The organism is Marinobacter sp. PE14, from assembly GCF_053566155.1.
The window spans coordinates 357,655-384,212 of record NZ_JBQXNY010000004.1 but is presented as its reverse complement, the minus strand read 5'-3'; the positions used below and the strand labels follow the sequence as shown (position 1 = coordinate 384,212).

Annotated in this window: 18 protein-coding genes; 5 read left to right on the top strand and 13 right to left on the bottom strand. The window is 56.3% G+C overall.

What is annotated here, in order from left to right; translation table 11 throughout:
• Positions 1 to 3 precede the first annotated feature (3 nt).
• From ACWJ62_RS15315 to ACWJ62_RS15300, 4 genes are read right to left on the bottom strand one after another with little or no spacing between them, the layout of a single operon-like run.
• On the bottom strand, positions 4 to 630 hold the full coding sequence (locus ACWJ62_RS15315; protein WP_449286958.1) for a condensin complex protein MksE: 627 nt from the start codon (positions 628 to 630) through the stop codon (positions 4 to 6).
• On the bottom strand, positions 623 to 2,050 hold the full coding sequence (locus ACWJ62_RS15310) for a hypothetical protein (protein ID WP_449286957.1): 1,428 nt from the start codon (positions 2,048 to 2,050) through the stop codon (positions 623 to 625). Before ACWJ62_RS15310 ends, ACWJ62_RS15315 begins: the two co-directional genes overlap by 8 nt.
• Entirely contained in the window at positions 2,043 to 4,982 is a 2,940-nt protein-coding gene (locus ACWJ62_RS15305) for a hypothetical protein (protein ID WP_449286956.1), read from the bottom strand. The genes ACWJ62_RS15310 and ACWJ62_RS15305 overlap by 8 nt, the downstream gene beginning before the upstream one ends.
• Positions 4,975 to 5,757, bottom strand: coding sequence for a hypothetical protein (locus ACWJ62_RS15300; RefSeq protein WP_449286955.1), 783 nt, complete (start codon positions 5,755 to 5,757; stop codon positions 4,975 to 4,977). Before ACWJ62_RS15300 ends, ACWJ62_RS15305 begins: the two co-directional genes overlap by 8 nt.
• A 141-nt stretch (positions 5,758 to 5,898) precedes the next feature.
• Here ACWJ62_RS15300 and ACWJ62_RS15295 point away from each other — a divergent pair, with 141 nt between their 5' ends.
• From ACWJ62_RS15295 to ACWJ62_RS15280, 4 genes are read left to right on the top strand one after another with little or no spacing between them, the layout of a single operon-like run.
• Positions 5,899 to 6,426 (top strand): CIA30 family protein, encoded by a 528-nt coding sequence (locus tag ACWJ62_RS15295; protein ID WP_449286954.1) that lies wholly within the window; start codon positions 5,899 to 5,901, stop codon positions 6,424 to 6,426.
• A 16-nt stretch (positions 6,427 to 6,442) separates the two neighbouring features.
• On the top strand, positions 6,443 to 7,285 hold the full coding sequence (locus ACWJ62_RS15290; RefSeq protein ID WP_449286953.1) for a hypothetical protein: 843 nt from the start codon (positions 6,443 to 6,445) through the stop codon (positions 7,283 to 7,285).
• Between the two features lie 4 nt (positions 7,286 to 7,289).
• Positions 7,290 to 8,108: an SDR family NAD(P)-dependent oxidoreductase gene (locus tag ACWJ62_RS15285; protein WP_449286952.1), complete on the top strand. Its 819-nt coding sequence runs from the start codon at positions 7,290 to 7,292 to the stop codon at positions 8,106 to 8,108.
• Positions 8,109 to 8,152: 44 nt separating this feature from the next.
• The gene (locus tag ACWJ62_RS15280) at positions 8,153 to 9,199 is read left to right on the top strand and encodes a Gfo/Idh/MocA family protein (RefSeq protein ID WP_449286951.1); all 1,047 of its coding nucleotides are present in this window, start codon (positions 8,153 to 8,155) and stop codon (positions 9,197 to 9,199) included.
• Positions 9,200 to 9,205: 6 nt separating this feature from the next.
• Here the strand turns inward: ACWJ62_RS15280 and ACWJ62_RS15275 are convergent, their stop codons facing one another.
• Positions 9,206 to 10,540 carry an NADH:flavin oxidoreductase/NADH oxidase family protein gene (locus tag ACWJ62_RS15275; RefSeq protein ID WP_449286950.1) on the bottom strand — a complete coding sequence of 445 codons (1,335 nt, stop codon included), beginning with the start codon at positions 10,538 to 10,540 and terminating at the stop codon, positions 9,206 to 9,208.
• Between the two features lie 173 nt (positions 10,541 to 10,713).
• Between ACWJ62_RS15275 and ACWJ62_RS15270 the strand changes: the two genes are divergently transcribed.
• Positions 10,714 to 10,971, top strand: a complete 258-nt coding sequence (locus ACWJ62_RS15270) for a YdcH family protein (RefSeq protein WP_449286949.1) — start codon at positions 10,714 to 10,716, stop codon at positions 10,969 to 10,971.
• Positions 10,972 to 11,052: 81 nt separating this feature from the next.
• Here ACWJ62_RS15270 and ACWJ62_RS15265 read toward each other — a convergent pair whose 3' ends face one another.
• The 8 genes from ACWJ62_RS15265 to fdhF all read right to left on the bottom strand — a co-directional run bounded on the left by ACWJ62_RS15265 (position 11,053) and on the right by fdhF (position 26,548).
• The gene (locus ACWJ62_RS15265) at positions 11,053 to 12,147 is read right to left on the bottom strand and encodes a flavin monoamine oxidase family protein (protein WP_449286948.1); all 1,095 of its coding nucleotides are present in this window, start codon (positions 12,145 to 12,147) and stop codon (positions 11,053 to 11,055) included.
• Between the two features lie 55 nt (positions 12,148 to 12,202).
• On the bottom strand, positions 12,203 to 12,766 hold the full coding sequence (locus tag ACWJ62_RS15260) for an SOUL family heme-binding protein (RefSeq protein WP_449286947.1): 564 nt from the start codon (positions 12,764 to 12,766) through the stop codon (positions 12,203 to 12,205).
• Between the two features lie 201 nt (positions 12,767 to 12,967).
• Entirely contained in the window at positions 12,968 to 16,813 is a 3,846-nt protein-coding gene (locus ACWJ62_RS15255; protein WP_449286946.1) for a DUF3427 domain-containing protein, read from the bottom strand.
• Positions 16,814 to 16,954: 141 nt separating this feature from the next.
• Positions 16,955 to 19,339 (bottom strand): DNA/RNA helicase domain-containing protein, encoded by a 2,385-nt coding sequence (locus ACWJ62_RS15250; RefSeq protein ID WP_449286945.1) that lies wholly within the window; start codon positions 19,337 to 19,339, stop codon positions 16,955 to 16,957.
• Positions 19,340 to 19,348: 9 nt separating this feature from the next.
• Positions 19,349 to 19,696: a nucleotide pyrophosphohydrolase gene (locus tag ACWJ62_RS15245; RefSeq protein WP_449286944.1), complete on the bottom strand. Its 348-nt coding sequence runs from the start codon at positions 19,694 to 19,696 to the stop codon at positions 19,349 to 19,351.
• Positions 19,697 to 19,804: 108 nt separating this feature from the next.
• Entirely contained in the window at positions 19,805 to 22,444 is a 2,640-nt protein-coding gene (locus tag ACWJ62_RS15240) for an AAA family ATPase (RefSeq protein ID WP_449286943.1), read from the bottom strand.
• Complete coding sequence (locus ACWJ62_RS15235; RefSeq protein ID WP_449286942.1) at positions 22,441 to 23,562, bottom strand: metallophosphoesterase family protein; 1,122 nt, start codon at positions 23,560 to 23,562, stop codon at positions 22,441 to 22,443. The genes ACWJ62_RS15240 and ACWJ62_RS15235 overlap by 4 nt, the downstream gene beginning before the upstream one ends.
• Positions 23,563 to 23,677: 115 nt before the next feature.
• Positions 23,678 to 26,548: a formate dehydrogenase subunit alpha gene (fdhF, locus tag ACWJ62_RS15230; RefSeq protein ID WP_449286941.1), complete on the bottom strand. Its 2,871-nt coding sequence runs from the start codon at positions 26,546 to 26,548 to the stop codon at positions 23,678 to 23,680.
• Between the last annotated feature and the right edge of the window lie 10 nt (positions 26,549 to 26,558).

The window sequence follows — 26,558 nt, the reverse complement described above, 5'->3', positions numbered from 1 at the left end:
TCACTACCCCTGTTCAAACTCCCGAACCAGCTCCTGCAGAAAATACAGACCAGCGGAACTCAAGAAGCAGCGCCCGGCTCCGGCGCGAAATAGCAAATTGCGTTTGTCCAGATAATCCAGGGCTTCCGGCAACCCTTTTTCAAACCGGGCCGCCCTGAGAATCTCCTGATATTCCTCATCGCCCCCCAGGGCTTCGAGATCCTGTTCGTTCAATCCGGCATCGGGCCGGCCAAGGTATTCCAGGTCCCGACCGCTGCGCGCGAAATAACGCCCGATCAGCAGCAGGACCACCTGCACCCGGAAGGCGTTCTCATCATGCTCTTCATTCTCGTCGTCACTGCTTTCCTTGAGAAAGAAAAACGCACCAGTCTCGTTGAACACCAACTCGCTACCCAGGTGCTCGTAGAACGTCCGGAAGTGGGACAGATGGTTGTACAGGAGATTGTAGAGCGGATTGGCGCGCAGCTCGGAACGGTTGCTGTCCCAGACGTCACGCACGATTACCCGGCCGGCCTGGAATTCCCGGTAAATCGCGGCACTGTGAGCCGGCAGGATCTGCTCGAAGCTGGACGAACCTTGTGAATGGTCCACGGATTCCGTGGTTTCCATCGCGTCAGAGAATTCAGGCATGGTGTTGCTCTTCTTGATTGGTCGCGGTATCGGTTTCAAGACGGCGCTTGCGGTAGACAAACTGCTCGCTGTCAGATGACTGATCGAGGATTCGGAAGCGGTTGGTGGTAACCACCTGCAGACCCTCCGGCGGCGAGTTGACCAGCCGGTTCAGCGCTGCCAGCAAATCCGGAAAACGGTAGCCGGGGATAAAACCGTCCAGACGCCCATGCAGCTCCCGCACAAGGTCGGTTGTTGGCCGCAGTTCCAGAGTTTCCAGCCATTGATAGAGCTGGTTGATGCGCTGGACATCAATCCGGGTGTGCTTGCCACTGCCATCCACTTGCTGCAGAACCGGTACTTCAGCCTTGCGGCGGAGGTCGTTCAGGCGCAGGTCCAGTTCGCTGAACAACAGCTGGTAGTAGCTGGACGATTCGCCGAAGGCGTAATGTTTCGGGCGTTGCTGGGCCCGAAGGCCGATCAGGAAGCCCGTGCTGCGGGCAAAGTCGCCACCTTCCAGCCACTTACGCTTGAGGCTTAGGGTCTCGGTTTCGCTCTTGAGTTCCTGAAGTTTGCCGTAGAAATGCTCCATGGCGTTGTACTGGACCATGCCCTGCCGCGTCTTGCGCAGGAAGTGCTCCACCTCCTGGGCCACCGCCTGAATAGGTTTATACAAGGCGTTCAGGCTGATGGCCGAACGGAACAACTGGTCCGCCAGGCTGTGGTCACCGTGATTTTCCAGCAACCGGACCATGGCTTCCAGGGTCTCGAACAGGTTGCTGCCATCCGGCAGCCGTGTATCCGGGTTCAGGAACACCAGGGTCGGCTTGATGTGGCGCTCGTACAGGGTAACGATCTGCTCAAACAGGTTCTGGCGGAACTCCAGGAATTTCTCGGGCGCCCGGCTGGCGTCGCCGGACAGGTCCGCAAGCTGCGCGCTGATGGTCTGCATGCGCAGGACGTTCTGTCGCAGCAGCCCAATGAGCTGGCTGACCCGCTCGTTCAGGTCGTCCCGCAGTTCGGTATAGTCCGGATCCGCGTCGCTGAAACTGCTGGTTTCCAGCCGATTGCGCACATCGCGCAACGTCACCAGATGGCCGCGAAGGCGGGCATCTGTCAGTTCCTGGTACAACGACGCGTTGCAGGCCCGCATCAGGTTGATCAGGGCATCCTGGAACACCAGGCGACGCTCACCCTCGGCCTTGATGATGTCGATCACCAGGCCACTGCGGAACAGATTGTCGGTATTCAGCGCAAAACGCACCCTGTCCCGGTCAGCGTTGCCAAGGGTACGGGTGTAGTCCATCACCTCGGCTACCAGATCGCTCTCGCGGATATACCGGGCTTCATTCCGATCCATCCGTTCAATCATCCGGAACAGAATCTTCGGGTGCTCGAACAGCAGCCGGGTGGTATCCAGGGTGCTGAAGCGTTTACTCATCCACCGGCTCCAGCAGGCTGTTCTGGGTCTGGTCGGCCCATTGGCTTACGGGTTCGCCGTTGGTGAAACCCTCAGCGCCGCCCCAGAACACCAAAGTGCGTTGCGGGCTATAGGGGCGCGCGGTACGCATCTGCCCTACTTCCAGATGCCGGCCGATCAGGTAAATCACTTCAGCGCTGGCACTATGGGTGGCCGCAGAGAAAAGGTTGAAGCCCTGCTTGCGGAGACGCTCCAGTAGCGACGGCATCTGGCTGATGTCCACGCTGGCCAGCTCGTCCAGCACCATGGGAAACGACAACTGAACGCCCGGGTACAGCACCCGCTTCAGCAGCCGGTACACCAGTTCCAGATTGATCAGGGCCGTGGTGGAGGTGGACTGGCCCTTCTTGTCGAGGCTTGTGGCGTTTTCCTTCCGGGTTCTGTAGGAAATGCCGGTGATCACCTTGTCCATGGTCAGACGCTTGCTGCCGCCCTCACCGAAAAAGTCCGCCACGAACACCCGCAAACGGTCGTAGAACGCGTCCGACTGCAGCTGGTTGCCATAAGGGTCGATGTTGTTGGCTTCTTCCACCAGATTGCGGAATTTCGGATCGGTGTGAATATCCACGCGGATTTCCACCAGATCGTTGATGCGCACGCCTTCCAGCTCACGGTTCAGTTGCGCCTCGAAACGGGCAATGTGCTCGTGGTTGGATTTCAGGGCCTGCCGGTAGCTGGCCACGGTTTCATTGTGGATGCCCACCTGCTGTTCCAGCACATTCCAGCGCTCTGCCATGCCGGCAAACAGATCTGAGAGGCTTTTAAACGTTTCCCGGATAACGGATGACGCCGGGCTGTCTTTCTGCAATTCGCCTTCGGTGTCTTCATGGATGCCGAGATACACGAACTGGCGAAGGTGGTCGAGGATACTGCGACGTCGCTCTTCCAGGTCGTCCAGCTGGGTTTGCAGATCGTCAAACGCCGCAACAGACACCTGTTCTATGTCCAACGGCTGTTCCGCTTCCACGGCTTTCAGATGCGGGAAGCGATGCTCTACCGTACCAACGCTTCGGCTGAGACCTGCCAGCTCCCGTTCCCGTTCCTCGATCCGCTCTTTTTCGGCCCTGGCTTTGGCGGCCTTCTGTTGCACCGCATCCTGCTTTTCCTGCTCCAGCCGGGCCTGCTCTTCCAGTTTGGCCAGCTGCTCCTCCGCCGCCTGCTTTTCGTCGGTAGCGTCCCGAAGAGTGGTCGCAGCGGCCGGGTAACGCTGCAGCGTCTCCAGGTCTTTCTCGATGGCACGGATCTCTTTTTCCGTGCGCTCGATCAACCGTGGCCGGTCATGCTCCTGGTTGGCAGTGTCTGCCAGCTCCGCCCGCTCCTTTTCCAGGCCATGAAGCTCTCCTTCCGAATGCCGGCGCTGCTCTGCGAAGTCAGTCTGCCGGGCTGGCTGGGCCGAGTATTCGGCGTCGAACCAGTCAAAGCCTTTGTCATTGGGCACAAATAGTCGGGCAAACGCTTCGATGGCCGCCTTGCTTTCGGCGTCCAGATCATGGCCAGGGCTGGCCATCACCAATCGGGGGTCCACGGCCCGCAGCGGAGCAGCGGTGGCTTCATTCAACTGGTTCTGCAGCTGCCAATGTTGCTTGCTTTCACGATCCTTGAGGGATTCCAGCTTGCGCTCAAGCTCCTGCTTCTTTTTCTGGATCTGCTCCAGACGGATCTCCGCCTGGGCGGCACTTTTCAGGGCGGCCAGATGCCCTTTCTTGCTATCGAGTTCCTCTTTCTGGATCTCCTCGATTTCCTGCAGAGTCATCTCGCCGTATTGGGAAACCAATAGATCGCCGTCTTTCTGGTTCTGCTCCGCCTGCTTGATGCGACGGTCTGCGGAACGGATCTCGCCCTTGAGGCCGCTGGCGTCCTGCTCCAGTTTTTTCAGAGCCTGGAGCACATGGCGAAGCGTCTCGTTCTGTTCATTGAACCCCTCTACCGCCACTTTTCGCCTGGTGCCAATATCCTGCAAGGCATTGCTGACGCCATCCCGGAAAGCGGCAAAATCGTGCTGACTGCGAAGCAGGGTCTGGTAGGCCTGGTGATCCCTTTGCAGCTTCTCGAACCGTGAACGCTCTTTTTCAATCTGGTTCAGCTGGATTTGCTGTTGCTTCAACTGATCGTGCCGGTTGAGAAACTCATCGATGTTGAAATCGAAGGCATCGTCGGCGAACTTCTTGTCTGCCTCGATAATGCTGGCCACCGCATTGGACATGGCCTGATCGTCTGCCTTCATTTCAAACAGCAGCAGGATCAGCGTGCGCAGAGACTGCACCCGACGCTCATCAGACTCACCGAGGGGCAGCACAGAATAGCGCACCGCATCCGCGTTCATCAGTTCGCTGCTGTACAGCATCTGCTTCAATTTCGCCGGGTCATTCACCAGCCGGGTTTCTTTGGAAAGCTTCTTCAAGGCCTCGGACAAACGGCTGAACGACAACTCCGGCACCGCCTGGCCGATGCCGTCCTCATCATCCCCATCCCAGAACAGCGGCCGCAGCTGATCGTAGCCCACCGGTACAAAAGCTCGGCCATAGCTGAGCTGGCTGGCGCTGTCCCGATAAAGGATCTGGCAATGCACCCCGGCCGGGTTCTCGGCCTCCATGATCAGGAAGCTGAACTGGCTGGGGAAGTAATGCTGGTAGCTTTCCTCGTTGGTGTAAAAGCTGCCAGCGCTGGCATTTCGGAAGGCGAATTTCTTGCGGCTGTTCTTGAAGTTGTTCTCCGGCAACAGAAACAGACGGAGCGAATTCAACAGGCTGGATTTGCCAAGATTCCCCGGGCCGAGAATGAGGCCATGGTTATCCACCGGGATTTCCACGTAACAGAAGCCGGCGGAATCCACCAACACCAGACGGCGAATACCAAAATTGAAATTGCCTGGGCTCCCCTGGGAGTCACTCATCCAGAATCATCTCCTGTTCCATGAATTTGCCGGTTGCCCGGAAGGCCTCTGCGAGGGCCACAAAGCCATGCCCCTCCGCCAAAGATATCGCCCTCGTGAACCGTTCAGTGGTGTCCGGTAGTTTGCGGAACCGGGCCAGCCATGGTTGCCAGTCGTAGGGCTGAACGAAGGTGGCTTTGTCACCAAGAGAGGCCGCGATCGTCGAGAACATTTGCAAACCACCCGCATCATAATCGAATGCGCAGAATACTTCTTCATAGCCGTTGAACCAGTCAAGAATCGCGCCCCGGGTAACCCGGTTGCCACCACCCAACAGCACGTCGCACTCCGAAAATACCAAGCGCTTGCCCAGTGTTTCACTGGCAAAATCGAGCATCTGCGAATACTGGTAGAAATTCCGCTCGTTCTCCACCACCAGCACCGACCGGGCCCGGCGGAAACCCATATCCACGGATTCCGTTCCAATAACGACTACGTCCGGCCGGCTGAACGCCAAACCATGATGGTAAACCAGAAGAAAACTTACCTCGGTGCCATGGCGGTGAGAGTTGCCCTTTTTCGCGGCGTCAAGCCGGCTTACCGGCGTTTGCGTCACATCTTGCAGCTCAGCGAAAGCGTTCTCATCCAGAATCGTGACAAGCCAACGGTTGGTTTTTACCTTTTCCGCCGCAAACAATTCCCTATGCCGGCGCCGAAACGAATCCGGAAGTTTTTTCAGGAAAGCTTCATAGTTAACGGGCTGGCCACGGAGGATTTTGTCGAGATAGTCGTTCAACAGCTCACCACAGTTACTCTGAACACAGTTTATGGGCGTAGATTTTAAGATTAGTGTAACGCTATCAGACGCCTACTGTATCGGGGGCTTTTCACTCAGACTATTACCCGGAATCTCTGAAAAGCGGGTAAAGGAAAACCAATGAAAGACACGCAGAGTAACCGCCGCGGCAGACCTACCCTGGTTACGTTCGATACCAAGGGCGAGCGATTGGAATGGAACTCCCTGGGTGACCAGGTAATGGGCGGACAATCGGACGGAGCGCTGGTTCACTCTGAGGAAGGTGTCGGCCTCTTTCACGGCACCGTGCGACTGGATAACGGCGGCGGCTTTGCCTCTGTCAAAGCAGACTTGCCGGAACCCGTCGATGCCACCCAGTGGATAGGCATTGAATTGCTCGCAAAGGGCGACGGAAAAACCTACAAGATCGGCCTTCGAAATAGCACCAACCGGCGAAGCATTGTCTACCAGCATGCATTCACACCGGATACGGAAGAATGGAGTCGCATCCGTCTTCCCTTCAGTGGGTTCATACCGACCTGGCGCGGCAAAACATTGACCGATGAGGCAGCCCTGAATCTTTCGTACCTGGCTTCAGTGAGCCTTTTCGTTTCCGGGCGACAGGTTGGTAAATTTCAACTGAAGATGCAGGACTGGGTTCTGTACTGATGGAGCTCAACCGGCCATGACTACACAAACCTTTGCCCTGGACCTGCAACAGCCATTCAACCTGCGCATGACGGTGGAAAGCCACGGCTGGTGTCAGCTTGCGCCCTGGCACTGGGACGGTGAGCGTCTTGAGCGAACGGTTAGGATTGGCGAGAACGCGGAATGGGCCCGGGTCCACCAGCCCTCTGAAGATCAGCTTGTTATCGAAACATCATCATCAAGCACCGACGCGGTTTCCGAAAGCGTCGCCCGATGGCTGCAGCTCGACTGGGATCCCTCGGAGTATCTTGCCCTTTGCGAAAGGAACGATCCAGACATTGCCCGCTTCATCCGCTCCGGTGGCGGTCGATTCCTGCGCGGCGACACCTTTTTCGAGGATTTCATTAAAACGGTGTGCACCATCAATACAACCTGGAAACAGACCAAATCCATGGTCGCCTCTCTGGTCGCTCTGGGCGACGGCCTGTTCCCTGAGCCCGGCGAACTCCAGACGATTGGTCCCAGGCGATTGGCCGAAGAGTGCAAACTGGGCTTCAGAGCCAGAACCGTCGATACGGTGACCGATCAATTGCTGCAGGATCAAGCCATCCAAACCGATGGTTCCGCCCGTGATGACAGCATTGATTACGACTACCTGATCTCTCTGAAGGGCATCGGCCCCTATGCCGCCGCACACACCATGATGCTCATGAGAAATTTTGAGACGCTGCCGGTCGACTCCGAAGTCAGCGCCTATCTACGCCAACAAGGGTTTGACCCGAAGTACGCCCAAAGCGCTTTTCAACACTGGGGCAAGTATCGGTTTCTCGGCTACAAGCTGAAGCGGATTGTCGATAAAGCAAACTGGATTGGGGATTGATGCAATGACCAAACTCGCCCTGGTAACCGGTGCCAGCGCCGGCATTGGCCATGAGACCTGTGCCCTCTTTGCCCGGGAAGGCTACCGGGTGATCGCCCTGTCCCGACAGCCAACCGGCGTTGAGTCTGCCGATCTGAAGCTGGCGCTGGATCTGGAGGCCTTTGAACAGATCGAAGGTCTAGCCGGCGCTCTGGACACGGAGATTGCAGCAGCCGAGCGGGTTGTTCTGGTCAACAACTCCGGTTACGGTCAATTCGGCACGCTTCGCGATCTCTCCGAACCCATGTGGCAAAAGCAATTCAGCACCCACGTATTCGGCCCCATCAAGCTGGCTGCTGTCTGCCTGAGGCTGTGCGAACAACACGGGGTACCCTTGCGGGTCATCGCGGTAAGCTCCGTACTCTCCATCGTGCCCCAGAAAATGAAAGGCGCCTACTGTGCCGCCAAATCCGCGATGAACACGGCCCATGAGAGCTTCTGGTTTGATGAACAGGGCAGCAAAAGCCTGGAAAGCGTCTCGCTGGTGCTCCCCGGGCCCGTGAAGACCCGGTTCAGGGAACATGCCCTGACCGCGTTACAGCCCGTGCTTGGGCGAGCCAGCGCAGTGCACCGGGAAAAATACCAAGCCATGGAAGCAGCGCTCGCGCCCGGCGCCAGGATCAAGCCGTTCACAGCCAGTGCGTCGGATGTTGCCCAAAAGATCTACAGAGCTGCAGAAGCGAAACGGCCCAAGCCTCGATATCTGGTCACACCCCAGACCTACGCTGCCGAATTCATCACCCGGTTTATTCCCCGGTCGATCCAGCGCATGCTCTTCAGCTAGGGTTACCACATTCTCAAAGCCAAACCTGTTTAAGGAGACCCAACATGGAAAATCGCAAAGTTCGGTGGGGCATCATAGGCACCGCCGAAATTGCCACCAAGGTCGTGGCCGGAATGCACGATGCGGAAAATGCCGACGTGGTTGCGGTGGCAAGCCGCTCCCTCGATCGGGCCCAGGCCTGGGCAGACGAGTACGATGTGCCGCAGGCTTTTGGCTCCTACGATGAACTTCTGGCAGATGATAGTATCGACGCGGTTTACATCCCGGTCCCCACTGCCCTTCGCAACGAATGGATCAAGAAGGCCGCCAGCGCCGGCAAGCACGTGTACGCCGAGAAACCGTTGGCCGACGGCATTGAAGAGGCCATCGACGTCTGCAAAGAAAACGGCGTGCAGTTCATGGATGGAACCATGTGGCTGCACAGCAACCGCACGCAAGACATCGAGCAGCGCATTGCCAACGGCGATATCGGCGATGTGCGCCGGGTAACCAGTGCCTTCACCTTCAAGGCCCCCAACAAGGAATGGTACGAAGGCGGCAATGGCCGAACCGACAAGTCTCGCGAACCCATGGGCTGCTTTGGTGATCAGGGCTGGTATCCGATCAGCGCCACCCTATGGAGCTTCGGTTACGAACTGCCTGAACGCGTCCAGATGACGTTCGTCTCCAAGAACTCCATCGACACCATCGTCGCCTGTGGCGGCACCCTATGGTTCTCGGATGGCCGAATGGCAACCTTTGATGCAGGCTGCGAACTCGCTCACCGATCCCAGGTAGAAACGGTTGGCGACGCCGGCCTTATACGAATCGAGGATCTGGTGGGTGGCCAGGGTAGAAGCGGGAATTTCGCGGCCTACGGTGAGCGCTACACCGGCAGCTCAAGCTACATACTGGGGGATATCGATGGCAAAGACACAGAGCAAGAGGTAGAGCCCTGTGACCACGTCGTGAAGCTGGTTGAGAAGTTCTCGAACATCATTCTGACTGGCGAGATAGACGAGCAATGGCCCAAGCGCAGCCTGGCCTGTCATCGGGTGATGTCGGCGCTGTTCGAATCAGCGGAATCAAACGGCGCCGTTGTCTCCTTGTAAACGTTCTCAGGCCCCGCCGTGCTGGCGGCGGGCCTTTTTCACCCGCCGGGCCTGGCCCATTTCATCCTTCAAGTAAGCCCCGATGGCCTTGAAAATGCCCAGGTCCGGATCAGCCTTGCCATCATCCGCCAGCCGGAAAATCTGCTGGTAGTACCACGCCTGGCCGCCCAGCACGTTAATGACTTTAAGCGGCATCAGCGGACTCGCGGGCGAGAAAAACCCTCGTTGGGCAAGCTTGATGTGGTCTTCATGGCAAACCGTCTTATCAATGCGCCCTTCAAGCAGATCCCTGGGCGTATCGGGATCCGTGCAGAGCGGCCGGCCAAGGCCAATCACGTCGGTTTCGCCATTGGCAACCGCCTCTTCCATAAACGCGCGCGTCCGGAATCCACCGGTGACCATAAGCGGGCAATCGCACACCTCGCGAATCGTCTGGGCGTAATCCAGGAAGTAAGCCTCCCGCTTGCGAGTGCTTTCCCGCATGGCCGGCCCATCGCTGGCCGTGTCGGCATCGCCGCTGTACCCCAGCAGCCGCGGCTGCTCATAAGTGCCGCCAGATACCTCCAGCAGATCAATGCCCTCCTCATTGAGCCAGCGAACCACGTTCACAGACTCATCGAGCGTAAACCCGCCCTTGCGGAAATCATCAGAATTCAGCTTAACCGCCACCGGAAACTCCGGCCCCACAGCCGCGCGAGTCGCCCGAACCACCTCGAGCAGGAAACGGGCGCGATTTTCCAGCGACCCACCCCAGCGATCGGTGCGCTGGTTGGTAACCGGCGACAGAAAAGACGACAGCAGATACCCATGGGCGCCGTGCACCTGAACGCCGGTGAAGCCCGCTTCTTTGGCAATCCGGGCCACGTTGGCAAAGCGCTGGATAAAGTCGAGGATCTCCGGCTCTGTGAGTGCCCGCGGGCGGGCGTAGTTGCCCATCAGCGATAGCTGCACCGCCGAAGGCCCCATTGGGCGTGTGGTCACGTATCGCGGCGACTGCCGACCGGCATGGGAAATCTGCATCCACAAGTGGTTGCCGTTGCGGGTGCCCGCCTCGGCCCAGGAACGCAACTGCGCCACACCCTCCGGCTCGCCTTCAGCCGGCGCCGGATCAATCGCCACGTTACCCGGCCGCTCAAGCACCCGGTGATCTATCATCACGTTGCCGGTAATCAGCAGCCCCGCCCCACCATCGGACCAACGACCGTAAAGGGTTTCATGGCGGTGAGTAGCTTGGAGCTGGTCGTCTGCCAGCCCCTCGGTCATGGCAGCCTTGGCAAGTCGGTTGGGCAGGACTGCTCCGCAGGGGAGCTTCAGGGGTTGGGCGAGGGGCGATTGAGGCATGAAATCATCCTGATGGTTGTGAATTGTTGGCTTTTCCAGGTTAAAAAACCAAAGCCAATCATAAGCATAAATGCCCACGCTGGCACCGGTTGTCCCCGGTCCTCACCTTGCCGTATTGTTTGGCGTTGACAGTGCAGATTCAAACACACGGCGCAATCAAAGGGATTGTCTTTATGTCACTTGAAAAACACGATCTGATTCATGAATTCCCCGAATCAAAAGAAGCCATTCATCACCTGAAAACCAGCAACAATCATTTCGCGAAACTGTTTGAAGAGTACCATGAGGTAGATCATGCAGTTCACCATTTCGAGGGTGGTGCAGAGAACACCTCTGACGAGCATCTGGAGGATCTCAAGAAACAACGCCTCAATCTGAAAGACCAGCTTTCTGGCATGATTCGAGAGTACGAATCCTCAGCTGAGGAATAGAAGTAACCCGGCAACTGTTCCCCGGGCACGGGCGGGCTCTCTAAGCTCGCACCGGGGCTCCACCCCTTTCCGCGAATATTCCTAAAAAGATTCTAAACCGCGATCTACCGCATCAATAGCGCCGGCCAGATATCCCGTAAACTCGCGTGACCACTCACTGCCAATTCCGGTTAATCGGTTAGCCCATGCCCCTGAGCTCGGCGACAAGGCAGGCATAGGGTGATTGCCAGAGGATCTTTCATCTGTACTGGTAGCCGTGTAAATCTCTTTAGCCCAGTCCTTGATAAATTCTGCCTCGGGATTCTCCGCTTGCGAACCAAACAGTCGCACGAACTGTGTGCGGCAAGCAGTAATAAGCTCTTCCTCAGAAACACGACTGCGCACGTCAGCAGGCACACCCAGGAAACCAAACAATGCCGCCTGCCCGCCCGGACTAGAAGCATCATGGCTCTCAACCATTGGCCCAACGGCACTTCGAGCCTCCCCGGATAACCCTTGCTCTCGCCAGAAAGGCCGTTCGAACACGGCAATATATTTTGCATGGGGGGCCATCCAGGTATCTGTCGCCTGCCATTGCCTGGCAAGTTCATCTGGTAAGGCAGGCGAAAACGTTAGCTGAGACTCAACCAATCGGGGTGGCATTGCCAGCAACACATGGTCAGCGCTGTAGCTCACGGTTTGCCTTTGCGCATCTTCGCTCAGTAGCTCGATAGAGGGCTCTGAAATACGCAGGCTGCGAACCGTTTGGCCTGTCACAACACGCGCTGGATCAAGCCGCTGATACAACGCATCAATGAGCGAATACATGCCACCGGCGATTCGCATTGAAGGTGGAGAGTTGACGTACCCGGTCGTTCGCTCAGGGGGCTGATTGGATGAACGTTCCAGAAGCATATCGCCAGTTTCAAGTTGCTCAAAGGTCTCTAACCCGAGCTCATCCACCAGCCGCGCCATATCGGTCTGGAATGCAGGCCAGAACCAGGCGGGCCCCAGATCGAAGCCCTCACCCGACACATCAGATTTACCCTCAGCGTGGATTGTAGATGCAATACGCCCACCCAGTACGTCCCTCGCCTCAAGAACGACATAGTCTTTGATGCCTTTTTTCTCTAGGACATAAGCGGCGTATAAACCCGCCAGGCCGGCGCCAACAATGGCGACGCGCACGTTTTGCATGAATAAACTTCCTAGGATGATCCTGATGCTTCGGTGAGTAGCTTGATACGCTCTATCACTGCAAATGGTCTATTGGGATCAACACTTCATTTCGCCTCAAAAACCAGGGCATGAACGGTGCGTTATAACGCGCCCAGACTGGCTTGCTCTGAATAGTGAAGCCCTTTTTGTTGATCCATTCTTCCAACCTCGCCTTATTCTTTTCATAGCCTGATTTGCTCCAAAACCCGGAGTACCCGATGGCTGCCATCGTCCGCTCTGGCACCTGGCGTATGGTGATCCTCTCGTCCCTCGGTTTCGGAGTGGTCTGCATCGTAAATGATCCCGGCATCATAAAACTGACCGCCCATTTCCCGTCGACCTGCGTCTGGCCTACCGGTGCCGTCATGTCGATTTCCTGACCCTCGGCCACCTGACCAACGGGCGCGGTCATGGCGATTTCCTGCTGGGATTGGTTATTGCCGGAAATGTATTTAAACAAGCGGCCAAACGCTTCACTGCCCGCGTCTTCGAATTCCGTATCGACGACTGTCTCTGCAACGATATGCGGCTCGTAAAGACGTACTTCCAGGTTCTCCTCCTTCAAGAGGACTGTGTATTCCGCTTCTTCTGTCGCCATGGTGGTTGCCGATAGGAACATTGAGCAAAGGGAGATAACGAGAGCTGTCTGCCATTTAAGCAAGATGTTTCCTCTAATATAGGCCTTCAAGCCCGAGGTCTACCCTCGCGGTTGTCCAAACGCCAACTCTAGCATCAGAAACATTGCCCTGACGCTGCCCTATTTGGACCATCGCATCGAAAAAAGACCTAGCCAATTCGGTCAAGGGCTTCTAAGCCTGAATGTCACGCTCATTGGCCTACTCCCCTCATGGTTCTGATACTCAACCGGGCCGAAATAAGTGAAAGGCGCAGCTTTACCATTACGCAGCTTATTTTCGCGGACAAATAAGTGCACTGAGAGTCCAAGCTTTTTGTGTTCGATCAGTTCCCGACCGCGCTTGCTTTGAGGCGTAGCTGAGTTCTGGCTCTGCCAATGAAATGTTTGCTCATCAATCCAATGATCGACATAACGGTGTTGGACGCCTTTGCCCTGTTTGTTTAACGTCACAAGCAAAACATGCGCATTGGCATCTTTCAGAAAGACGTGACCGCTTTGCCAATTTCCAGGATTAAAAGTCGCGCCGAATAACTCCGGAATCTCCTCTCTCGGGATTTCCTGTCCGACAGCCATTTCCAGTGGATCGATAATCTCGCAAAAGCGTGCGAACGTTCGAAACTGCTCGAGAAGCTCTGGAGTAACAATAATGTCTTCATACTCTGGGTTCGCAGCTTCGAGCCGATATTCGCCTACAGGGGATTTGCGAACCGTCCGAAGGAGATATTGCGTGTCGCCCGCCTCATCCAGTCGTTCAATCGCGAGCGTTTTCCCAGTGATTGATCCGGCTTGGTCTGGGGTTATCTGCTCAAGCAACAGATAATCACCATCATGAATCGGCTGTTTCCCGCCATTCATTGAGTTACCTGACGCTCTGGCAATGAAATGACGATTTGGCTCTATTCGCCCGTGTCCCAATCCGATGGACCTGTAATCCGGTTCTTCGGCGTTACTGCTTCTAAAGTGGCCACAAGCGATCTTCAAGGATGGGAAGTAAGGCAGTTCCGTCCCAGAAGGAGTGATCGGGACTACATTTTCAGCCGAAGACTGCACTAGCTTAGAAGACTCCCGTGCTTCGTAGGAAGCCAGGCGATAATCAATTAACTCTTGCACCATCTCCTCGAAAGGCGGTATCTGCTCACCTTCCAGCCCAATAACAGGCTTAAATTGATCGTTCTCGATTTCAAAAACAGCTGGCGACTTATTGGTCCAATGATCGACTGGGTTCTTCTTCCAGTATTGCTGCCATTGAGCCGAGGAACCATCCGCGTCCTTCACTGAAGTAGCAATTTCCTGATAAAGCCTGGGACGGCGTTTCAGCGTCTCCCAGGATCTTTGGGCCAGCTTTGAGAGCTTTGGTGGACTACGCCATCCGCCTAACTGCTGAAACGCGTCCAGCAATATCATTTTGAATGATTTGCTCATGGCCGTCGTTTCAACTTCCAGCAGAAACGTTTCGTAGCGGGACAATAGTTCTGCCTCAATCTCGGTGAGATCTTCCATGTCCCGAACCAATCCAAACCAGCTTCCGTGCAACTTGCGAGTTTTAGCGATACTGGCACCGAAATGATAGTACTCGGTGAGTGTTGGACGACGACCCAATGTATCTTTCAATACTTGGTAGTCTTTTTCAGCGCCCTGGTGATCAAGACCTTTCAGGAAGTCGATTATCTGCAGATCGTAATTGATAAAGCATCCGTCTGGCAGGTCCAGCTGGTTCTTTTCAGCTTTCCTAGCAAACGCCGCTAACTGTCGGTGATTCATCGCCTGGCCAATAAGCGCCTGAGGTTTGTGCAGGAAACTCTGGTGGTTACCAACAAAATCCAAAATCACAAGCTTGTCTTTGCCAGTGGCTGCGCTTTTCCGTAGGCCCCGACCGATCTGCTGGAGGAAAAGGATCTTGGATTCCGTTGGGCGCAAGAGCAGCACCGTATCAATAGCGGGCAGATCGACACCCTCGTTGAACAGGTCAACGGAAAAAATCACATCGAGCTGACCGTTCTCCAACTTCTCCAAGGCCTCGCCACGGGACATCTCTGATTCACCGTGGACGGCTGCAGACCTTACGCCCTTTCTAGAAAATTGATCTGCCATGAAATCGGCATGAACCCGCGAAACACAAAACGCCAAAGTCCGGCTTTGCTTCTGCTCGCCCCATACCCTGTGCACGTGTTTGGCACGTCCGTATGTAGCCAGTTTATTCGCGAGCAGATTGGGATCGAACTTTCCGTTACGCCAGGGGATCTCGGTGTAATCGACAGTCTCGTCGTAGATGCCGTAGTAGTGAAACGGCACCAGGAATTGTCCCTTAACGCCCTCGAACAACGGATACTCGAATACCAGGTTGTCATCGCATAACGACAAGATATCGGAGCGGTCCGTGCGATCTGGCGTCGCCGTTAATCCCAGTAGAAACTGGGGTGCGAAATAGTTCAGAAGCCGATGATAGACAGGCGCGGCGGCATGGTGGAATTCATCGACAACAATGTAATCGAAATGGCGTGGGTCGAATCGTTCCAGATGGGTTTCTTTGCCGAGTGTCTGTACCGAAGCACAAAGGATATCCACCGTCCGATCGCGCTGCTTACCCATGTAAAAGCCAACGCGGCTATTCGGCTTGATCCGCAAATAGGTTTCAGCCGCCTGATAAAGAATTTCTTCGCGGTGGGCAACAAAAAGAATCCGACGGGCACCCATTTGAACGGCATCAAACGCAGATAGCCAGGTTTTACCTAAGCCCGTTGCTAACACGACCAAACCTCTGCGATAGTCTTCCGCTCGGGTTTGATCGAGTGCCTCTAGCGCTTCTTGTTGCACTTCATTAGGTGTTGGAACTTCCTGTTTCTCATCACTGCCAGGTTCCAGTGACTGTTCTGGTGGCTTTCTCCGTTTTTCGTACTCATCAATCCAGTCGTCGGTGAGATCGACCACATTTGGGTGCTTGAGCAGTTCATCGAATCTGCTGGCAGCCTCGAGGTACCCAGAGTCGGGCGGGAAATCCACTTGATAGTTCCATTCCAACCCGTCCTGCAGCGCTTGTCGGCTGATATTGCTAGAGCCGATGAACGCCCTGCCCCACATTTGCTGATTCTCAACATGGCCAGCGAACAGGTAAGCTTTCAAATGAAAGCTACTCCCTTTGCTCTGATAGACACGCACCTGAGCGCCATGGTCATGCAACAGAACGAGCTTTCGAAGAGCCTCTGTGTCGGTAATGTCCAAATAATCACTGGTGAGAATGCGGATGCGAGTCGGATCAGGAGTTCGCTGCAGCGCGCTAACCAAATCCGGGAACAAGAGATTTAAACCGGTGGTTTTAACAAAAGCTACCGCCATATCTATCTGATCAGCAGCTTTAATTGCCTGGCAAAGCTTGGGTAGGAAATGATGTTCTTTCCCGCCGGTCGTCAGCTTTTTGTGGGAAGCCGGGGCCTTGGTCAGAAGAATGTTCAACCACTGCTCATCCCTATCAGGACGCTGATCCTCAGTGCGCCAAATCTGGCAAGCTTCAAAGTCTGTCAGGTCCTGAATCCACTGCTCGGCAATCGACTCGTCAGCATCAGTAAAGTGCCGGCCATTGTGGTCACGTTCCCCCTGGCCAATCTTGAAACTCATGTAGAAAACGCCATCCGGTTTCAGGGCATTCCATAACCGTTCAATAGCTCTGGGCACTTCAACGAGAGGCAAATGTAAAAGGCTGGCACAGGCCCAGATGCCGTCATACGTAATGGATTCTTGAACGTCTGAAAAGGACCTGTGCTGAATTGGCAACCCGGTCTTTTGGCGGGCAAGAGAGGTAATGGCTTTTGAGCCATCGAACGCAGAAACGCGGTAGCCATTCTTTTTGAAAAACAAAGCATCTCGACCAGAACCACAGCCGGCATCGAGAATGTGTCCACCTTCAGGAACTTGTGGCAAGAACTCTCGGTAAAGGTCTTCCATGCTGACCTCAAACGTAGACTCCACAAAGTCATCGGCATTGCTGTCGTAATAACTCAGCGTATCCTGCATTAAATAGTTCCCTTGCGACTAATTAGCCTGAAGTCGATCTAGACCAGGCTACCAGGCGGACAGGTCGTCGCCAACAAACTCGGGAGATCTACTCTAGAACTTCCCTTCAAGATGCAGGAGTGTTTTTTTGAATCACTGGTCTCAGGCCAACACCGCAACAAACTCTCCAACGACTCTCAAGTCGTGAAGATCATCGTCTTCAATCACGATATCTTGATAACCATGCGCGCTAGTGACCGGCATCAGGATGACTTTTTCGTTAACGAGTTCATCGCCGGACATCGTTTTTTCACTGCGATACAGTTTAACGGTGAGGCAACTGCCGTTATCAGGGTCTTCAATAGCCCGATGTTGCACCAAGACTATCTTGCCATTTCGCGTTCCTCCTGGGTTCGCGTTAAAGAGGCACCAAGCGCCATTGGGTATGCGCTTATTCATAGATTCGCCAACAACCTGCGCAACAAACTGACCCGGCCTGGTGGCAAAATGTTCAGGCAGATTTACCCACTGAACCTCTTCGGCGGGCAACTGGAATTCACTAAATTCGCCAGCTGCTGCCTGCAGGTCGTATAGAGGCACAAAACCGTCATAAGGGGTTGCTGATTCATAATCAACCACCTCATACGGAACTGGCTGGGCAGAAACTTCATCCGTCTGTTCAAAGATCTGGGTTTCGGCAAAGCTACGAAAATGCTCTCTGGTTTCTGCATCTGCAGAGTAGACGTAACATCCTTTCATACCCCGGGTCATCAGGGTGCGATAGGTGTTCTTGATGATCATGTCAGCATCCGCCAGGGCGCTCTCCCGATCCTCTTTCAGCCTTTTTTTGTATCCACGAACAGACCGATCCGATTTTGAGCGCGCGCCAGCGTTTGTAACCGCAACGCCATCCCGGATTACAAAATCATCTCCAATAATCACGCCTACGTAATCGAGCTCCAGCCCCTGGCAGGTATGGATACAGCCAATCTCACTTATCGAATCCTGAGCGATGAGCCATTTGGCGCCGTGCTTGTCCAGATTCCATCTTGCCCTGAAATCATGCTCAGGGAGTTCAATATCAAAACTGCCTGGATCCTTCTTGCTCTTCCAGTCCCAGCAATATCCGGCTACCAGTCGTGCCTTGTTGGCGCGGCGATTTCTCTGCTCAATAACGTTTCGCAGCTCATTCGGATCGTCAAAAACCCGAAAATCATAGTCGATGCCATCCAGCGTTGTATTTGCGGTTTCCCTGACCTGAAGAACATGATCAACCCACGCCAGATAACCGTCAGAACCATTGCAACGGAATTGGGAACTCAATTCGAGGACAGTTATCTCTGAACCCAATTGCTTCGCAAAATACTGAATCTCTTCCACTGTGCCGATATCCGAGAGCGTGACGCGCTGATCTTCATCAATAAAGAAGATCGAGGTTCGGGCGCTGGTTATCAGCTCTTTTATCTGGTTCTCCCCCAGGTTCCCGTAAAGGCCAGATTTTTCGTTTAACCTGTGGGCCTCATCAACGACCAGCAAATCAAAGAAGTTATTCTCGGTGTCTGTATAGCCCCCAGAACCGCGAAACAGGTTATCGATGTGGGTTTTGCGCATAGTACCTGTCAGGCGTGCCTTGAAAACTTCCCGGGGTGCGGCGTTCTTGCTAACAAACTGGGTCAGCATCTCCCTATTGGTTGCTTCAACGATAAGGTTAATTGCAACAACCGATTTACCCGTACCCGGTCCACCCTTCACAATGAACGTCTGTTTTGGATTTTCGCGCCCTCTTTCCGCCAGCTCCAGCGCGGTCTCGTAAACAAGTTTCTGCTCATCCAGCAGAATGAATTCCCTATTCCCACGAAGCATTGAGGCAAGGGCGTCGGCAAGCCCTTTTGACGGTTTGATTACACCATGTTCAATTCGATACATGATGTTGTCGCTGTCGCCATACCGGATATTTCGCCTGAGAAAATCCGACAACTTTTTCGCATCGCTTGAAATATAAACCGGCGCTCTTTCGGTGTGCTCAGAATAGCGAGCATCGTTAATGGCCAGACCACTATCCATATTGTGCAGATAGGCGCACGGCTGAAGGCCGATGCGTTCTTCCCGGACCGTTTCGTTATAGTCCTCGATCAGGGCTGAATATGACCAGGCCTGGTAGGAAGGATGGTTTACTTCGCGGATGGACCCGTTCAGGAACGTTCTGACAATTGCGTCTTTGTCCGTAACCTCTGCTTCGGACCACTGTTTCAGTTCAACGATTATTGCAGTGTCATTGCGTGCTGCATCTTTGCCCGTAAGGATAAAATCCACTCGGCGATTGGTCAGTGGAATCGTATACTCAATCGCAACACCGGCAGACGGTGGTATCCCCTGATCCAACAATGCGTTGAACATGCACTGGAGCGAATTCTTCCAGGAGGCAATTTCAGATTTTGGAGTCTTTCGTTTGAGCTTTCTCCAGACCTCTTCCTCGATAACCTTCTCGATCTGATTGAACCTCACGTGTTCAACAAATTCCGCCTTGGAAGCCGAATAAACGATCACAAATACCTCCTACAACTCGTTATATTTATTCGACCTACCTTTAGCTTTGGCAACAGGGTATTTAAGAGCGTTTTCCTCTATTTTTCGGGCGGATTCTTCAGCAATATCGACGCCCAAAGAATCTGCCAGGAGAACAAGATAAAGCTGAATGTCCGCAATCTCGTCTTTGACTGCTGCCAAACGTTTTTCACTGAGGTTTTTCGAGTCGTCTTCGCTAAGCCACTGGAATTGCTCCGACAACTCACCCACCTCACCACAGAGGGCCATGGTCAGGTTTTTCGGTGAGTGGAACTGGCGCCAATCACGTTCTTTAGCAAATTGCTTCAATTTCAGACGCAACTCTTCCAGCGAATCCATTTTGGCAAAACTCCCCTTTCTCGTAACAAAACCATTTGATTTCGATCTATTTGCACATTAACCAAACTCGAGTGCACCGGTCCACATTATCCATACTGAACATACCAGCTAAGCGTTCAGCTCCTTCGATGCCTGAATATCCACGGGCGGCACCCCCAAGTCCTGCCACTTCTCCGGATGGCAGGTAAACAGCAGTATCTGATGCCGGCTGGCCGCATCGAACAGGATGCGTTTCATGTCTTCCAGGCGGTCACTGTCACTGTGCACCAGGGTGTCATCCAGTATCACCATGGTCGGCCGTCCTGCTTCCCGCAGCAGATCGGCGTAGGCCAGGCGGCTGATCAGTCCCATCTGTTCCCTGGCACCAAAACTCAGTTCGGTGATCTGCCCCAGTTCGTTGCCCCGGCTGAAGGTGCCGGGCCGTAGCTGTTCATCGACTTCGAGGGAGGCTTCGGGGAAAAGCACCGACAGGTAATGGTTGAGGTGCTTTTGCAGCGGTGCCTGCAGTCGACGCGTCAGGGCCTGGCGCTTTTCCGTGAGCAGGTTCAGCAGCAGATCCAGCGCCTGGGCGCGGCGGTGCAATTCCTGATAGCGGCGGTTGCACTGGTCGTACTCCGCCTCTTTCTCGTTGAGCTGTTCTTCCAGCCCTTCCGCGCCCCAGGCTTCCAGCCTGACTTTGATATCGCGGAGTTCGCGGCCCCGGTTCTCCTGGGTCTGGCGCAGCTGATTGACCGCATTCTGGTAGCGTTCGATGTCCTGCTTGAGAAAGTCCGGGCGAGCCTCGCGGATTTCCCGGTCGCGGCGTTCGAGGCTGGCTTGCAGTTCGGCCTGTTGCTTTTCGAGGTTCGCCAGGTCGGTGGTTATCTGGCTAAGTTGCTGCTGCCGTTCCGGGCTCTTTTCTTCATCCGCCAGCCGCTGCCATTCGGTTTTGGCGTTATCCCGGGCCTGTTTCAGCGCCGACAGACTGGACTGGTGCGCGCGCTCATCGGATTCGGCCTTGTCCAATGCGGTGCCAGCCCGGGCGAATGCCGCCTCTGCTTCTTCCAGGGCCGGCACATGCTCTTGCGGATCCGGTTTGGGCGTGGCTTCCAGTTGTGTTTTGGCTTTCTCCAGCTCGACTTCCGCCTCTTTCTGGTCGGAGACAAGTTGTTCAAGGCCTGCCGGTGCCAGAGATTTGAACAGCTCGTCGGCATGCTTGACGGCTCGTCCAGCACTTTCAAAAGCAGAAAGACGATCCTCCGCCTGCGCTATGGATTCCACACCAAGGGTCTTTAGCTGTTCTTCCAGGTTTTCTTCAAGGGTTTTTAGCCTCCTCCGGGTGCTGGCCAGCTCTTCCCCGCCCGGTGTTATGCCCAGGGTACCCACGCCCGGAATCACCAGGGTCGACTCTTCCAGAAGCTGCTGCTCGCCTTGTCCGGTAAGCGACTCATCGTTCAACGTCAGCGAAGCGCCAGCATCCAGCTGCCAACTTAATCGGGTAGCGATGGTCCGTGAGCGAATGGTCTCTTCGTTCAGCTGGTTCCCGGTTGCTCGCAGTTTCTTGACCAACTCTGCATCAATGCGGTTTTCCCGGGCCTGCTGCCTGGCTTGCTCCAACTGCTGGTGGTATTCCTTTGCTTTGGCAAGGTTCTGGGTCAGCACCTGTTTTTGCTGTTCAAGCCGGCGGACATCCTGCTCCAGCCGCTCCCGGGTTTGCAGCAAGCCCGCTAGTTTGCGTTGCTTTTCCGCTTGCTCATAGGCAGTTCTGGCTTCTTGCAAACGGCCTGCAATCATCGGAGTTTGGGCTTCTGCGGTGGAGAGGTCTCGCTCCGCTCGGTCCAGTTCGGCTTTTCGACCCTCAAGCTGGCGACTGAGCCCTTCCAGGTGTTCCTTGTTCTGCTGCAACAGGCGGTGGTTTTGCAGTAGCTGGCTGAACGTAGCTTTCTCCTGGCTCTGTTGTTGCTCCAGGCGCTCAACCTGCTGATAACGCACCCGGGCCTCCTCCAGCTGTCGCTGGGCCTCTTCCCAGGGGCGCTCGGCCTCGGCCTGATCATAGTCCTGGGTCAGTTTGCCAAGCCGGTCGACCTGCTCCTGGTATTTATGCACCCGCTCCTTCAGCTCTTCAATTTCAAGTTCATATTGAGCGCGGTCTTTTTCCAGTTTCAGGTAATCGCCCCTGGGCTTGCCGGTTCCGGTCAGCAGGGTGTCCCGTTGGCTGCGAACGGTCTCGATCAGGTCGTCGCCGCCGGAGCTGGCCACCTCTCCAACCATGGAATTCAGGGCGGATTTCAGATGATCGCCGGCATGCTCTATGGCCTGTTCGATATCCTGCCCGGTACCCTGCTCCACCCACAGCAGTCCGGGTATGCCCCAGTGTTCGGCTTTGCTGGCGCCCCGTTTCGGGTACTGGTAGCCCAGTAATTCAGCCAGTTTTTCTTCGGCGTCGTCTTCACTGTAGGTCTCGGTGCCGACAACCAGGTCGCACCGTTTGCGCTGGAGAAAGCTTTTGGTGAGGCGCCAAACACGGTTGTCGTGCTCAAAATCCAGCTCGATAGTAGGCGCCGCGGCGGAGTCACCCCACGGGCGCAGGTCGTCAACAGCCGTTGAACGGTAGCGTTCGAAAAACGCGGCACGGATGGCACGTACCAGGGTGCTTTTGCCGGACTCGTTGGGGCCGTGAATCAGATTGAGGCCGGTTTGCAGGTTGTCCAGAACGAAGGGTTTGCGGAACTGGCGCAGCTGTTCAATGCGCATTCGCTGCAGCTTCATTGCCCCACCTCCTGTTCCCGTTCCCTGAGCAGACCCGCCAAAATGGCCAGGGCATCCCGGGCGACATCATCCTGGGCCCCTTCTTGCCGCTCCCGCAGGCTTTCAACCACCTCGCCCACGTAGCCATCCGCTTTCAGGGCCGCGATGTCTTCATCGGTTGGGGCAAGCTGAAGACCGCTCCGCTCACAGCGAAGGCTGCGGAATCGTGCTTCGGCAACCGACAAGGCTTTCAACAGGGTTTCCTCGCCCGCCAGGGTCACCGAGCCTTCAAGGCGCAGATCGACAACGGCGGATTCGGGCAAGGCGCTCAGGCGTTCCAGCAGCTGCTCAAGATCGGAGTGGACTGCCAGGGTTTCCCGCCACTGGTGCCAATGATACCGCCCTGTTGGGAGTGAGGTTACTTTCGGGGTTGCCCCGGGTTCGGACACTTCAACGATGAGGGCATTCCCCGCTTCGTTGTTCCGGAACCGTTCCGGCTCGGGCGTTCCGCTGTACCAGGTGCGTTCATCGATCTGTTTGGTGCCGTGCCAGTCGCCCAAAGCGAGGTAATCGAGCCTGCTGGCTTTCGCACGGTCTGGCGCGATGGGGTTGGTGGAATCGATCTCGTCCGGCAACAGGCCCTGGACGCTGCCGTGGGCCAGGCCAACTCTGAGAAAACCTTCCGGCGACTCGTAGCCGCTGAATGGCTCGGTCAGATCCCCATAAGTGTGGCGCTGAGTCAGTGGTGCGCAGAGGATGCTGAGGCCCTGTGGTTCCAGATCAATCACGCCGGGCTGAAGCGCGAGATGTACGTTCTCCGGTACAGCACCCAGGCGCTGAGCTCGCGTCCACACGCTCTCTGCCAGGGCGGCGTCGTGGTTACCCGGAAGCATGACCCAGGGGCCGGCAAAGCCCTTCGTGGCGTTGAAGACTCTGCGAATGGTTCGGTCGGAGACCGTTTGAGCATCAAAGACGTCGCCGGCCACCAGGACCGCATCGCACTGATGTTCGTTGGCCAGTTGAGCAAGGGTTTCAATGGCCTCGAACCGGGCCTCGACCAGGGCTGCACCGTCTTCGGTCTCGAAACGGGTAAAGGCCCGGCCCATCTGCCAGTCTGCCGTATGCAAAAACTTTGGCATTTTATCTACCTGAAAGATCTCGGAATTTTGGCGTTATTCTAGACTACCCGCGCCTGTTTTACAGACGCGGTTCGACAATGAACGTCGTTCGGGAGGAGTTTGTTCGCTTCAGAATCTACGCAGGGCTCAACCTGCAGGCTGCGTACTTGAACTCCGGAATCTTCCCGTCCGGGTCCAGTGCCGGATTGGTGAGTACGTTCGCTGCCGCCTCCACAAAGGCGAAGGGGACGAACACCATGCCCTCGGGCATGGTCTGATCGGCCCGCGCCGTCAGGGTGATAGTGCCGCGCCGGGTGGCAATTTGAATGTCATTACCCGAGGTTACGCTCATACGGTCCAGCTCCGCTGGAGCCAGGTAGGCTGCCGCTTCCGGCTCCCGCTCGTCCAGCACCCGGCTGCGACGAGTCATGGCGCCGGTGTGCCAGTGCTCAAGCAATCGCCCGGTGGTCAACACGATGGGATAAGCCTCATCCACTGGCTCATCCGGTGGCATCGGCCGAGTTGGCGAGAACCTGGCCCGGCCTCCGGCCCGTGGAAAGGCGTCAGAGAAGACAACGTCCTGGCCTGGCGCGTTGTCGGCGGAACACGGATAGGTTACCGATCCTTCGCATTCCAGGCGGGACCAAGAGATATGATCCAGTGAATGCATGCCCTGCTTCATTTCTTCAAACACTTGCTCGGGGCCGGCGTAGTTCCAGGCCAGCCCGAAACGCCGGGCCATTTCCTGAATAATCCACCAATCGGCCCTTGCCTCTCCTGGCGGCGTCAAAGCAGCCCGACCCATTTGCACCTGGCGGTTGGTATTGGTGACGGTGCCGGATTTTTCCGACCAGGCGGCGGCAGGCAGGATAACGTCGGCAAACTGGGCGGTCTCGGTAACGAACAGGTCCTGCACCACCAGGTGCTCCAGGGCAGCGAGCGCGGCCCGGGCGTGGGTCAGGTCCGGGTCGGACATCGCGGGGTTTTCGCCGAGGATGTACATGCCCTTGATGGTGCCCGCCTTGATGGCGTCCATAATCTCCACCACGGTGAGCCCCGGCTCCGGGTCCAGTTCAGTGTTCCAGAGCTCTTCAAAAGCGGCGCGCAACTGGGCATCCCCGACCGGTTGGTAATCCGGCAGCACCATGGGGATCAAACCGGCATCGGAGGCACCCTGCACGTTGTTCTGCCCCCGCAATGGGTGCAGGCCGGTACCGGGCCGGCCGGTGTGGCCGCATGCGAGCGCCAGGGAAATCAGGCAGCGGGCGTTGTCGGTGCCGTGCACATGCTGGGAAATGCCCATGCCCCAGAAGATCATCGCTTTATCAGCCTCGGCGTAGGCTCGGGCCACTTCGCGAATGGTGTCGGGCGCCACGCCGCAAACCGGGCTCATCACCTCTGGGGTCATGCCCTCAACGCTGGCTGCCAATGCTTCGAAGCCTTCGGTGTGGGCATCAATGTAGGCCTGGTCAAAGAGTCCTTCGCTGATGATCACATTGAGCATGGCGTTGAACAGTGACACGTCGCCACCCGGCGAGAAACGCAGGCTGCGCCAGGCATAGGCATCCAGCGCCTGGCCCCGGGGATCAATGATGATCAGCTTGGTGCCGTTTCGTGCCGCCTGCTTGAAGTAGGTAGCGGCCACCGGGTGATTGACCGCCGGGTTGCAGCCGGTGAGGATCACCACATCCGCCTCCAGCGACTGCATGAAGGAGGCGGTTACGGCGCCCGACCCGAGGCACTCCATCAATGCGGCCACGGAGCTGGCGTGGCAAAGCCGCGTGCAGTGATCCACATGATTCGAGCCGAAACCCGTGCGCACCAGCTTCTGGAACAGCCACGCTTCTTCGTTGGAGCACTTGGCGCTGCCGAAGCCGGCGAGCGCATCCGGTCCGTGCTGTGTTTTAAGTTGGGTTAACCCGCCTGCCGCCAGATCCAGGGCCTCTGCCCAGCTGGCCTCTCGAAAGTGCGTTAACGGATTGGCCGGATCAAAGTCCGGGTCGAGCCCCTTGGGGACGCCCTCCCGGCGAATCAGCGGCCGGGTGAGCCGCGCCGGGTGTGAGGGGTAATCAAAGCCAAAACGACCTTTCACGCAGAGCCGGCCCTGGTTGGAGGGGCCGTCTTTGCCTTCAACAAACAGGATGCGTCCTCGCTGCTCGCCTGTTTCTGATTCGGCAAGACCGGGTTCGTCTTTCACGTGATAGGTCAGTTGGCAGCCCACGCCACAATAGGGGCAGACGGAGTCGACGGTGCGGTCAGCCGTGGCCGAGTCTCCGCGGCCCTGGGCATCGATCAGGGTGGCGGGCATGAGTGCACCCGTCGGGCAGGCCTGCACGCATTCGCCACAGGCAACGCAGGTGCTGTCACCCATCGGATCATCGAAATCGAACACCACTTTGGACGCGGCACCGCGATGCGCCAGGCCGATCACATCATTGCCCTGCACTTCGCGGCAGGCGCGCTCGCACAAACCGCAGGTGATGCAGGCGTCCAGGTTCACGTTCATGGCAGAATGGGTGGCGTCATGGCCCCGGGCGTGGGCCAGCGAATCCGATCGCTGTGCGACATGGTGAACCGTTGGTTCGTCCCGCTCTGAACGAGCCGGTAGGCGTTGGCGCACCGCGCCGGCATCAATGGCCAGTTGATCCACCGTTTCCCACAGATGGCTTGAACGATCGGGGCTGCTCTCTCGCTCAGGCTGGTCGGCCAGCAGTAATTCCAGAACGCCTTTACGGGCCGTCTGAACCCGTGAAGAGCCAGCACTTCGCACCACCATGCCGGGCGCTGCCTCGCGGATACAGCTTGCGGCGAGCACCCGCTCACCCTCCACTTCCACCATGCAGGCGCGGCAATTGCCATCCGCACGGTAACCCGGGGCGTCTTTGAAGCACAGGTGCGGGATGGTCTCGCCGGCGCGCTTGGCCACCTGCCACAGGGTTTCACCGGGGAAGGCCTGAACTTCCACGTCGTCCAGTGTCAGGGTAAAGCTTGTGCTGGAATGGCTCATGGCTGCCTCC